At 63.3% G+C, this 11,483-nt stretch carries 13 protein-coding genes and 1 pseudogene; 5 read left to right on the forward strand and 9 right to left on the reverse strand.

All coding sequences use genetic code 11. The features are described 5' to 3' along the window. From OXF11_11255 to OXF11_11280, 6 genes are all read right to left on the reverse strand, one after another. A partial coding sequence (locus tag OXF11_11255) for a hypothetical protein (GenBank protein MCY4487673.1) occupies window positions 1–348 on the reverse strand: 348 nt, incomplete at its 3' end. Window positions 349–433: 85 nt separating this feature from the next. After that, window positions 434–1,183: an ABC transporter ATP-binding protein gene (locus tag OXF11_11260; protein ID MCY4487674.1), complete on the reverse strand. Its 750-nt coding sequence runs from the start codon at window positions 1,181–1,183 to the stop codon at window positions 434–436. Between the two features lie 45 nt (window positions 1,184–1,228). Then, on the reverse strand, window positions 1,229–2,014 hold the full coding sequence (locus OXF11_11265) for an ABC transporter permease (GenBank protein ID MCY4487675.1): 786 nt from the start codon (window positions 2,012–2,014) through the stop codon (window positions 1,229–1,231). Between the two features lie 23 nt (window positions 2,015–2,037). Then, complete coding sequence (locus OXF11_11270; protein ID MCY4487676.1) at window positions 2,038–2,868, reverse strand: ABC transporter permease; 831 nt, start codon at window positions 2,866–2,868, stop codon at window positions 2,038–2,040. Window positions 2,869–2,963: 95 nt separating this feature from the next. Further along, window positions 2,964–3,506, reverse strand: coding sequence for a bifunctional pyr operon transcriptional regulator/uracil phosphoribosyltransferase PyrR (gene pyrR, locus OXF11_11275; protein MCY4487677.1), 543 nt, complete (start codon window positions 3,504–3,506; stop codon window positions 2,964–2,966). Beyond that, window positions 3,493–4,752, reverse strand: coding sequence for a M20 family metallo-hydrolase (locus OXF11_11280; protein ID MCY4487678.1), 1,260 nt, complete (start codon window positions 4,750–4,752; stop codon window positions 3,493–3,495). The genes pyrR and OXF11_11280 overlap by 14 nt, the downstream gene beginning before the upstream one ends. A 138-nt stretch (window positions 4,753–4,890) precedes the next feature. Between OXF11_11280 and pyrE the strand changes: the two genes are divergently transcribed. Then, window positions 4,891–5,559 carry an orotate phosphoribosyltransferase gene (pyrE, locus tag OXF11_11285; protein ID MCY4487679.1) on the forward strand — a complete coding sequence of 223 codons (669 nt, stop codon included), beginning with the start codon at window positions 4,891–4,893 and terminating at the stop codon, window positions 5,557–5,559. A gap of 201 nt (window positions 5,560–5,760) precedes the next feature. Here the strand turns inward: pyrE and OXF11_11290 are convergent, their stop codons facing one another. Further along, window positions 5,761–6,393, reverse strand: coding sequence for an urea carboxylase-associated family protein (locus tag OXF11_11290; protein MCY4487680.1), 633 nt, complete (start codon window positions 6,391–6,393; stop codon window positions 5,761–5,763). A gap of 122 nt (window positions 6,394–6,515) precedes the next feature. Between OXF11_11290 and OXF11_11295 the strand changes: the two genes are divergently transcribed. The 3 genes from OXF11_11295 (at window position 6,516) to OXF11_11305 (ending at window position 8,902) form a co-directional block, all read left to right on the forward strand. Next, window positions 6,516–6,761 carry a type II toxin-antitoxin system prevent-host-death family antitoxin gene (locus tag OXF11_11295; GenBank protein ID MCY4487681.1) on the forward strand — a complete coding sequence of 82 codons (246 nt, stop codon included), beginning with the start codon at window positions 6,516–6,518 and terminating at the stop codon, window positions 6,759–6,761. Beyond that, window positions 6,758–7,144 (forward strand): type II toxin-antitoxin system VapC family toxin, encoded by a 387-nt coding sequence (locus tag OXF11_11300; protein ID MCY4487682.1) that lies wholly within the window; start codon window positions 6,758–6,760, stop codon window positions 7,142–7,144. The genes OXF11_11295 and OXF11_11300 overlap by 4 nt, the downstream gene beginning before the upstream one ends. Before the next feature lie 177 nt (window positions 7,145–7,321). Beyond that, on the forward strand, window positions 7,322–8,902 hold the full coding sequence (locus OXF11_11305; GenBank protein ID MCY4487683.1) for an AAA-like domain-containing protein: 1,581 nt from the start codon (window positions 7,322–7,324) through the stop codon (window positions 8,900–8,902). Between the two features lie 113 nt (window positions 8,903–9,015). Here the strand turns inward: OXF11_11305 and OXF11_11310 are convergent, their stop codons facing one another. Next, complete coding sequence (locus OXF11_11310; GenBank protein MCY4487684.1) at window positions 9,016–9,576, reverse strand: hypothetical protein; 561 nt, start codon at window positions 9,574–9,576, stop codon at window positions 9,016–9,018. A gap of 696 nt (window positions 9,577–10,272) precedes the next feature. Here OXF11_11310 and OXF11_11315 point away from each other — a divergent pair. Next, window positions 10,273–10,505: pseudogene (locus OXF11_11315) on the forward strand (DUF433 domain-containing protein). A gap of 94 nt (window positions 10,506–10,599) precedes the next feature. On the opposite strand, the gene OXF11_11320 reads toward OXF11_11315, so the two are convergent. Beyond that, the gene (locus OXF11_11320; GenBank protein ID MCY4487685.1) at window positions 10,600–11,466 is read right to left on the reverse strand and encodes a DMT family transporter; all 867 of its coding nucleotides are present in this window, start codon (window positions 11,464–11,466) and stop codon (window positions 10,600–10,602) included. Window positions 11,467–11,483: the final 17 nt, after the last annotated feature.

The raw sequence follows: 11,483 nt of genomic DNA on the forward strand, positions 1-11,483 counted from the left end.
CAGCCAGTAGGGCAGCGTGTTCATCAAGGTGCCGACGACCCGGATGTTGCTGCCGGGACGAATGGCCAGGGGAACGACGTCGTCCGAGCTGAAGAAGGGGAGCTGACCCCGTTCCAGGGCCAGCACGGCGGCGTTCTCGCCGCCCGACACCGAGTAGACCGCGGCGTCGTAGCCGATCTCCTTGAACCAGCCCTTGTAGATGCCCATCTGCTGCACCAGCGCGGTGCTCGAGTTGGGGGACGCTACCGGGATGCGGAGCTTCTCCAGGGCCAGCGCGTGGCCGGCGAACAGCAGGCATGTCCCCAACAGGACAGTGGCGACCCTCCTTGCGGCAAGTTCATGTTTCATCGGCTCTCCTCCTTGTTTGTGAGATTCAGCCCAGAACTTCGCGTTATTGCCGTTGCATAGGGAATGGTGCCTGCCTGGCGGGGGACTACTCCTCCATGGCCTTGCGGGCCTCGTCCGCCAACAGCTCCCAGATGTCGTGCTTGATCTGCAGGAACTCGGGTTCTTCCTTGACTCGTAGGGTGCGGGGGGTGGGGAAGGGGACCTTGATCTCCTTCATGATCGTACCCGGCCTGAAGCTGAAACAGAAAACCACGTCGGAAAGAAACACGGCTTCCTCGATGTCGTGGGTCACGAACACGACAATCTTGCCGGAGTTCTTCCAGTCGATCATGCGCTGGAGCTCCTCCTGCATGAGCAGCCGCGTCTGTGCGTCCAGCGATGCGAAGGGCTCGTCCATCAGAAGGATTTCGGGGTTCACGGCAAGTGCCCGGGCGAGGTTCACCCGCTGCTGCATGCCGCCGGAAAGCTCGTGAGGGTAGTGGCTCTCGAAGCCGCGCAAGCCGACGATCTGCGTGTACTTGTCACAAATCTCGCGCTTCTCGGTGGCGGACATTCCGCGGTCGTTCTCGATGCCGAACTGGATGTTGTCGGTAACGTTCCGCCACGGCAGCAGCAGGGCCTGCTGGAACACCACGGCCTTGTTGGGCGTGGGGCCGGCCACCTCGTCCCCGTCGAGAAGGATGCGGCCCCTGGTGGGGGGGAGCAGTCCGTGGATCATGTGCAGCATGGTGGTCTTGCCGCATCCGCTGGGACCCACGAACGAATAGAACGTCCCGGGGCGGAGATCCATGTCGATGCCGCCCACGGCATGGACGGTCTCCCCGGTGGGTTTCATGAAAGTCTTGTGGACTTGTTCTACCTGAATCGATGATGACACGAACTACTCCTGTAATGTGGAATCACGCCACGGCGCCATCCTTCGCTCGATCACCAGGATGACCTGGTTGAGCACGACGCCGGTGCCGGCGAGCATGGCCGCGCACGACATCATGAGCGGCATGTTGAAGGTATCCAGTCCCTTGAAAAGCTGATAGCCGAGTCCCGCATACGCGCCGAAATACTCTCCCACGACGACTCCCACGATCCCGCGGGAGATGCCGAGGCGCAGCCCCGTAACGATGTAGGGGAGTGAACCCGGAATGAGGATCTTGTAAAGGACCTGCCTCTGGGGGATGCAGAACGAGTTGGCCAGGGTCTGGAACTCCTTGCCGACGCTCATAACCCCGGTATAGGTGTTCAGGACGATGGGCACGACCGCGGTGATGAGGACGATGACGATCTTGGCCGTGAGGTCCACGCCGAACCATATGATGATGAGCGGCGCCAGGGCCACGGACGGTGTGGCATAGACCGCGCTGAGCCAGGGATCGAAGAATTCGCGGAATACCCGGCTGATCCCGAAGATCATCCCGAGACCGATGCCCACGACGGCGGCCACGCCGAATCCCCAGAAGAACTCGATGCCGCTGATGTACAGATCGTCAAGGATCTCGCCGCTGGCGAACAGGCCGTAGGTGTAGGTAACCACCCGCCACGGGCCCACGAAGAACAACTCGCTGTTGACCTGCCAGTCGGCGAATGACCAGAACAGCCCCACGACGGTGAGGCCGAAGATGGCGTTCAGCCATCTTCGCTGCTGCTGATAGATGCTTGACAAGGCTTCCATGGCTCTGCTTCCGGCTCTCTTGCTTAGACCAAAGTCTTTCTGTAAGGCGTGGCCCAGCGCTCGACGCCCTTCAGGATCTCGTTGCCCGCGATGCCCATGATGGTCAGGAGCGAGATGCCCACCATCATCTCGGCCACGTGGAACGTCTGGGTCGCGTGGTCGATCATGTAGCCGATACCGGCCTCGGCCCCGAACAGCTCCGCCACCATGATGGTCACCACCGACCGGGAGTAGCCCAACCTCAGCCCCGCGATCAGGAACGGCAGCGACCCCGGTATGATGATCTTGGTCAGCATGGCCCAGAACGAAATGTTGAAGGCCCGTCCCAGCATGCGATACTCACCCTGGACGTTCTTGATGCCGGCCTGGGTGTTGATGATCACGGGGAACACCGAGGCGAGGGTGATGACGCCGACCTTGGAGGCGATGCCGAGGCCCAGCCATATGATGAACAGCGGTGCCGCCACCGAACGCGGTGTGGCGTAGAGGCCCACCAGGATGGGGGAGAACATTTCGTCCAGGGTCCTGCTGAAAGCCACCGCCGCGCCGATGACGACTCCCAGGATCATGGCGAGACTGAAGCCGTAGATCAGCTCGGTGCCGCTGTAGTTGATGTTCTCCCAGAACCGCGGCTCATACACCAGCACGGTGAATTCGACGGCCACTGCCACCGGGCCGGTGAAGAAGTCGGGATCGTCGAAGATGTAGTCGATGAACTCCCACGTCAACAGGGCCAGGATCACCGACAAGAAGAAGTTGATGCCGATGCGGTGGCGGTTGTAGACACCTTTCACCGACGCGACAAACGACGAATCCTGGGACTCTTCAAGGGGTATCTCTTGGCTCTTGCTCATGGAATCCAGATGGGTGTGGAGATAGGGCTCTTCCGGGGCTCCGCCCCAATCAAACCCTGCCTCATACGGGTATTGGTGTGGGTTGTCAAGTGGTTTTACGCTACTACGACTTCGTCCACCTCGTCCACCTCCGCCAGCCTCACGCGCACGTCTCCGTCCTTCCGCAGGTCCACCTCCTTGCCGACGAACCGGGCCTCGATGGGCAGCTCGCGCCCGCCCCGGTCCACCAGCACCGCCAGGAAAATGGCCCGGGGCCGCCCCAAGGCCATGAGGTGATCCACCGCGGCGCGCGCCGTGCGTCCGGTATGGAGCACGTCGTCGAACAGGATCAGGGTCTTGTCGCTGACCTCGAAGGAAATATGGGTGCCGTCGATGCGCCCCTCCGGCAGGAGCGTGTTCAGGTCGTCGCGGTAGAGCGTGATGTCCAGTTCGCCCACCGCCACCGGCAGGTCGTGCTTCTCTTTGAGCACGTGCGCCACCCGCCGGGCCAGCGTCGGCCCGCGCGTGCGAACGCCGATGAACGCCAGCGAGGCGGCCGCGCCGTATTCGTCGGCGATGCGCTTGGCGAAACCCGCGACAATTCGCGCGATCTGCGCCGCGCTCAGCACCCGCGTGGTCTTCGGCTTAGATCTTCGCATGGGCGGCTCGCAGCAACGTCTCCACCAGAAGCTGGGTCCCGAGACAGATATCCTCGGGGTCGGTCCATTCCGTGGGATTGTGGCTCACGCCGTTGACGCTGGGGATGAAGATCATGCCCGTGGGGGTGATCTTGGCCATCTGCATGGCGTCGTGCCCCGCGCCCGACGGCATCACCTCGAAGGGCACGCCGCGTTCCTCGCACAGCGCGCGGATGAGCGCGATCACCCGCGGGTGCAGCGCCACCGGCTCCTCGTCCCGGATGGTGACGAGGTCCACCTTCACGGCGCGCTCCCGGGCGATGCGGCGCGCCCGCTTCTTGATCAGCCCGGCCACCTTGCGCTTGGATGCGGCGGTGATGCTGCGCACGTCCACCTGCATCTCCGCCCGCCCCGGGATGGCGTTGATGACGCCGGGCTCCACCTTGACGGCGCCCACCGTCCCCACCACCCGGCCCTTCTCGGCGGCGGCGTGCTCGCGGCATACCTCGTCGATGTAGGTGATCAGGTGCCCCGCCGCCACCAGCGCGTCCTTGCGCATTTCCATGGGCGTGGTGCCGCTGTGGTCGGCCTGGCCGCGGAACACCACCCGGAACCGGCTCGGGGCGGCGATGGCCGTCACCACGCCGATCTTCTTCTTCTTCGATTCGAGGATGGGACCCTGTTCGATGTGCAACTCGAGGTAGGCCTTGACGGTCTCGGGATCGCGTTTCAGCGAATCGAGGTTCTCCCGGTAGATGCCCAGGCTCGACAGCACGTCCTCCAGCCGGTTGCCGCCCGCGTCCACCGCGTTGGCGAAGTCCTCCATGGTGACGTCTCCCGCCACCAGGCTGCTCCCCAGGGTGGAGAACCCGAAACGGCTGGACTCCTCGCCCACGAAGCACACGCTCTCCAGCGGCGCCGGCACCGGAACGCCGCTCTCCTTGATGGTGCGCACCGCCTCCAGCGCGCCGATGACGCCCACCGGGCCGTCGTATCGCCCGCCCTGCACGACGGAATCCAGGTGCGACCCGGCCAGCACCGCCGGTCCTTCCCGCTCGCCGGCCAGCCGTCCGAAGATGTTCCCCGCCGCATCCACGCGCACGTCCAGCCCGGCCTGGTTCATCAGGTGCACCAGCAACTGCCGCGAGCGCAACTCGTGCACCGAGAACACCAGCCGCGTGACCGAGCCGCCTTCGCCCAGGCCGATGCGCGAGACCGCGTTCAGGTCGCGCAACAGCCTGTCCTTGTTGATCTGTGGGATTTCCATGAACCGGCTCGAGGGTTGGGAGAGGGGGAATCGTAACAGGAAAGGCCGCACGGAAACAACGACTGGCAAAGGCTTCCCCGCCGTGTTAAGCAACCCCCGTTAACGCCGCCGCATCATCGACCCAGAGGAATCGCATCCATGTCAGAGACCGGAAAGAGAATCGCCGAGTTGCTGCTGAGCACGCAGTCCATCCAGGTGTACAGCGACAGGCCGTTCGTGTTCGTGTCGGGCCGGGTATCCCCGGTGTACATCGACTGCCGCCGGCTGCTGTCCTTCCCGGAGGCGCGGGACGAGATCCTCGAAGCCCTGGCGCAGATCGCGCGCCGCGACATCGGCCTCGACAACATGGACGTGGTGGCCGGCGGCGAGACCGCGGGCATCCCCTACGCCGCCTTCGTCTCCCACTACCTGCGCAAGCCCATGATCTACATCCGCAAGAACCCCAAGGGCTACGGCCACACCAACCAGATCGAGGGGGTTCTCGACGAGGGCCAGCGGGTGACCCTGGTGGAGGACCTCGTCACCGACGGCTTCAGCAAGCTCCGCTTCAACATCGGCGTGCGCGCCCAGAAGGCGCGCATCACCCACTGCCTGTGCGTCTTCGAGTACAGCTCCGACGCCCTCGACCTGCACGAGGGCAAGAAGAACCTCGCCGACCACGACATCAGCCTCCACACCCTCTCCAACTGGGACGACATCCTGAGCGCCGGCGCGGACACCGGGTTCTTCTCCGAAGACAGCCGCAACCAGATCCTCGACTTCCTCAAGGACCCGGGCAACTGGGGCCGGCGCATGGGCTTCGAGTAGCCAGCATCGCCCCGAGAACGTCGTCCCCAGGGAACAGTCCCCGTCAAGCCACCGCTCAAACAGGAAATAGAAAATGGCACGGCCGGTCTATACCGTCATTTTCGCGGAACAGGCTGTGTTAATACTGCACTTGACACAAAACGGCGCTGACACCCCTTAGCGTCATTCCCGCGAAAGCGGGAATCCAGGGGTGAGGAGGGGTCAATCCTCCTCGTAAATTTCCACATCCACCGGCTTCCCCCCCACCGGCATGTCCGGGCACGCGCTGAACGCCGCCAGCAGATCCCGCTCCGCGCGCATGTCCACGTTGGTCGGCGCCGCCGGCCGAACCGTTGTGTGCTGCATCAGCCCCGTCTTCCCGTCGATGATCATGTGCTGGAACAGGTTGAACGGGCTCGGCACGTCCTCCGGCGCGATGTCGTAGGGCGCCAGCGCCCCGGACAAGTTCTCCCAGCAGCCGTGGTCCGGGATCTCGTCATCCCGGTAGTCCCGATGGTAGTACTCCCGCAGCCGCCCCTCTTCCTTGGCCAACTGGAAGCGGTGGCCGCTGCACATGCCCTTCTGCAGGTCGTGGGTCCCCTCCTCGAAGGTATCCGCCACGATAGTCATGAAGTGCCGGTTGTCCCGGGACATCAGCTTGTCGCCGGTGCTCAGGAAAATCTTCCCGTTGTAAACCTTGGTGCGGGCCTGGTCGAACCGCTCCCGCAGGTTGTCCCGGTCCAGCACCAGGAAGTCCACCGTGGACATGGCGATGATGCGGATGGTCTGCCCCTTCTTGAGGTCCCCGGACCAGCCGGTGTTGGCGGGGACGTGCTCGCTGAGTACCTTTTTCATATCGGCCCTCCTTCAGAGCCGAACTGTGGCCCGCCGAGCGGGGATTTTCAACACCTCGGCAGAAACTTGCGTTATTCGTTTATCTCGACTAAGGTAAGTTAACTAAGTCCGTGGAGTGTCGTATGCGTACCATCAACATGCATGAAGCCAAGACGCACCTCTCGCGTCTCGTGGAGGCCGCCGCCAACGGTGAACCGTTCATTATCGCACGCGCGGGCAAGCCATTGGTCAAAGTCGTTGCGGTGGAGGCACCGCGCCCCGGAGCCATGCGGCGGATTGGTTTTCTGGAGGGAAAGGTCTCGGTCCCCGAGGACTTCGACCGTATCGGCTCCGCCGAGATCGAAGCGCTGTTCGAGGGCAAGGAGTGAAGCTCCTTCTCGACACCCACGTGTTGCTGTGGGCAGCGGGAGCGGCGGAACGCCTACCGGACGAAGCCCGCATGCTCCTCGAAGACCCGGAGACGCAGCCGGTGGTCAGTGTCGCATCGCTGTGGGAGGTCGCCATCAAGAGTTCGATCGGACGCCCGGATTTTCAATGTGATCCACACTTGCTGCGTCGAGGATTGTTGGAAAACGGCTATGCGGAACTGGCGGTGAACGGCGCCCATGCCGTGGCCGTGGCGTTGTTGCCGCAACTCCACAAAGATCCGTTCGACCGGCTTCTGGTCGCCCAGGCCCAGGTTGAAGGTATCACCTTGCTGACCGCCGACGAGGCCGTCGGGCGTTACCCGGGCCCGATCCGGCTGCTGTGAGATGGTCCGGGTTTCTTGGTCAGGATGGCGGCAAAGTCAAGGTGTATTCCGGGTAATGGATCATGCCGCCAGAGTCCTGTTTGACATGTCCTGCGGTTACGGTTGGCGCGGCAGGGAAGTGGGCAACGGCGGACGGTGCGAGTCGCCCGTCCGGATGCAACGTGTCACAATGCGCCCATGCGCTTCTTCAACACCACCGGGCCGGTCCAGTCCGAGAAGCACTACAGCATCCCGCCGCTGAGCCGGCTCGACATCGAAGACGTGCTGACCCTCATTCGCGACGAGCGCTACTTCGTGCTGCGCGCGCCGCGGCAAACCGGCAAGACCTCCGCCCTGCTGGCGTTGCGGGACCTGCTGAACAGCGGCGCCGAGGGCGATTACCGTTGCGTCTACGCCAACGTCGAGGCGGCGCAGGCTGCGCGCGAAGACACCGAGAAGGCCATGCGTGCCATTCTGGGCGAGCTGGCATCCTGGGCGCGCTCGACGCTGGGCGACGAAACGCTGGCTGATGTATGGCCCGGCATTCTTGCCGAGGCGGGCCCGGCCGGGGCGCTCCGCGAGGTGCTGAGCCGCTGGTCCGAGGCCGACCCGAGGCCGCTGGTGCTGCTCATCGACGAGATCGACGCGCTAGTGGGCGATTCCCTGCTGTCGGTGTTGCGCCAGCTTCGGGCGGGATATGTGCGGCGCCCGAAGAGCTTTCCGCAGAGCGTCGTCCTGTGCGGCGTGCGCGACGTGCGCGACTACCGCATCCATTCCAGCGCCGAGAAGGAGATCATCGCCGGCGGGAGCGCGTTCAACATCAAGGCCGAGTCGTTGCGTATGGGGGATTTCTCCGAGACCCAGGTGCGCGGGCTGCTGGCCCAGCATACGGCAGAGACGGCCCAGGTGTTCACCGAGGATGCCCTGGCGGAGGTGTGGACGCTCACCCGCGGCCAGCCGTGGCTGGTCAACGCGCTCGCCTACGATGTCTGCTTCCGCAACAAGGCGGGCCGGGACCGCGGCCGGGCCATCGACGCGGGCGAGGTCACCGAAGCCCGGGAACGCCTCATCGCGCGCCGGGAGACCCACCTGGACCAGTTGGCGGACAAGCTCCAGGAAGAACGGGTGCGCCGGGTGGTGGGACCGTTGCTGAGCGGCGGGGATGAGCGGGAGTTCTCGGCCCGCGACATTGAATACGTCCGGGACCTGGGCTTGATCGCCAGCGACGGTCTGCTGCGCATCGCCAATCCCATCTACGCCGAGGTAGTGCCGCGGGAGCTCACCTATGCCGCCCAGGCCGGGCTGGTGGAAGAGACCGCCTGGTACCTGGACGCCGACGGAGGCCTGGAGGTGGGTAAGCTGCTCACGGCCTTTCAGGAGTTCTTCCGCGAGCATTCCGAGCACTGGGTGGCGCGGTTCGACTACCGGGAGGCCGAGCCGCAGCTTCTCTTGCAGGCGTTCCTGCAGCGGGTGGTGAACGGCGGAGGCCGCATCGAGCGGGAATACGGCTTGGGCCGGATGCGTACCGACCTGCTCATCGTATGGCCCCAGGGCGCGCGGACGCGCAAGTTCGTGATCGAGTGCAAGGTGCTGCACAAGAGCCTGGAGCGCACCATCGGCGACGGCCTGGAGCAGACCGCCGCCTACATGGACCGTTGCGCCGCGGAATCCGGTCACCTGATCATCTTTGACCGCGACGAGAGCCGGAGCTGGGAGGACAAGCTTTTCCACCGCCGCGAACTGGCCGGCGGCGTCGAGATCGAGGTGTGGGGCATGTGAGCCGCGTTAAACAGGACCGTGGCTTGTGGTCTGGTGGGGATGGATCTGCTGGTATACCGGTGCGGCGCCGTTTCAATCAACAAGGCGTTCGAACCATGTAGACAGACTTCACCTCACCTCTTTTGGTTCGCATCGCATCTTTTTTTGGCGATTTGGTGGAGGTCCCATTCCCTCTTCGAAACAGCGGTTTGCGTAACTCCATCCCAAAGTCCGGGAAGTTTTTTAGTTCCAATAGTTCCAAAGTAGATCTCGCACATTGTACGTAGAGTAGTGGGCATCGGCCATTCTCGTTTCTCGATTTGCGCGAGTTCACCGGTGATGATGACTTGGAGATCCGCAAACAGTGCGGCTTTGCCTCCGCTCCCCGTAAAGGCCGGGTTGGACACGAGAGAACGGAAGTCCTTCAAGATGTCTTCCAGCGTTCTTTTATAGCCTCGCTTGGCCTCGCGGTTTATATAAATCAGTTTTTCAGATTCGTTAGGATCCTTCATGATCACGTATTCGAGTGTCCTGAAGTAGCGGTATCCGACGTTATCGGCTAGGGCGTTTGTTTTGTGGATGGAGCGCGCCAACGATTGCTCCGTAGTGTTTATTGCAATTCTCCAAGATGCCACGGCAGAAAAGCCGGCCACTATGAGTGGAACTACGAGCCCCATAACCCATTTATTTTGCATGATCCCCTCCTTGCAGCCCATTTGAAGTCGAGTGTTGCCGACAATGAAAAAGGAACTCGAATAGTGCAAGAAAAAGGAATATTGTCAAGTCATTTCTACGGGTATCGGATCGGCGCACCGTGTTCCGACACACGTGCCGGTCGCGTTAGTTAGGGCAGCGAGAGATGGCCGTGATGAGCAAGAATCCCGACACAATGACCGTCGCAACTGCCGCCGGCTGACGTGAGCTGCTCGCGAAGCAGGCGATGGCGATCAGCGACGAGAAGAACGGCGTGGTGGCCCGTAAGGTCGCGGTGACCGCCCACACCGCCCTTGGGTGGGCGAGGTAACGGGCGCTGCCGGGCTGGATCAGCCCTACCAAGACGGAGATAGCAGTCCGGACGGAGGATACGGTCCCAGGGGAGCACGATCACGGCGAGGCTCCAGGGAGGACAGGACGTCGATGGCCGGGGAGACGACGATGGCGGGAATGGCGTTGGCGCCATCCCCTTCTTCAGGAGGATCAGGTTGATGGGAATGAAAAGCCCGCAGGCGAGGGCGAACGCGCGTCGTCCACGTACAGGCCGGCTTCACCGAGGACCTGCTGGCTGGTGTTTCTGTCGTGGTTTAGGGCCTGCGGAGGAGGTGTTAGAATGGCTCCTTGTCGAGAGCGCATTCGAGGCGAGTTGATCAAACTGCTGTACAAAGACGGTGCGCATGGACAGAATAGTTGTTGACCTACAGGGGTTCACTTCGGGAAGCCGTGTGTTGCGCGCACCCTCATTGCCGTACAGGATATCGTGGAACTGGTCGACGAGGAGATCCCTTTCGGTCAGATCATTTGTGACTGCTATCCCCAATCGAAGGTCGCGGACATCCATGCATGCATTCGATATGCAATTGCCTTGGTCGTGGCAGAGGACATCCACCTAAGGCCGACGCCGGCCTGAATGAGATTCTTGCTTGGGCGGAGAGGTGCCGGTTTCATCAGCGCCAACGCTCGACGGCCGTACAACGCCCCATCCCTTTGAATCCGCCCCCGCCTCACCTTATCGCTGTAATCATCACCACCCCCACCACGATCAACCCCGCCGCCACGACCTTCCGCGTCGTGATCACCTCCACGTCCCGCAGGAATATCGCCGAGAGCACCAGGCTGTAGAGCGGGCTCAGGCTCGCCAGCGGGGCGACGATGACGACGTCGGAGAGGTGCAGGGACATGAAGATGCTGGCGACACCCAGGGTCACGGAGCAGCCGGCCAGGATGAAGTAGCCCAGGGCGCGGCGGTGGAAGCGCACCATGGACCAGTTGCGCGAGACGGTCAGGGACAGGGCGATGGCGACGAGGGAGGTGCCGGTGGTGGTGGCGGCGCCGAGGATGGGGAGGCTGATGCCGGCGAGGCCGATCTTGCGGATGACCTGGGTGGAGCCGGCGACGAAGGCGCTGAGGAGCGGCAGCGTCACCAGGATGTTCATCCATGCGCCGCTCTTTTCCTCGCTCAGGCTCAGCAGGGTGATGCCGCCGACCACGAGGGCGGTGCCCGCGCCCACGGCCGGGGTGAGCTGCTCGCCCAGCACGGCGATGGCCAGGAGCGACGAGAACAGCGGCGTGGTGGCGCGGATCGGGGCGGTGACGGCCACCCCCACCTTCTCCACGCTCAGATAGGCGAGGAAGCGCGTGCCGCCGGGCTGGATCACGCCCACCAGCACGAAGATCAGCAGCTCGGGGCGGAGGATCTCGTCCCACGGCAGCACCGCCAGGACGAAGCTCCAGAAGCACAGCACGTTGATGGCGAGGGAGAGGAGGGTGGCGCTGATGGGATTGCCGTGGGCCAATCCCTTCTTGAGGAAGGTCAAGTTGACGGCGGTGAAGAAGCCGCAGGCGAGCGCGAAGGCTTCGGCCGGGATCACGTGAGAGAGGGTGGTCG

This window comes from Deltaproteobacteria bacterium (assembly GCA_026712905.1).
Classification (GTDB): domain Bacteria; phylum Desulfobacterota; class Binatia; order UBA9968; family JAJDTQ01; genus JAJDTQ01.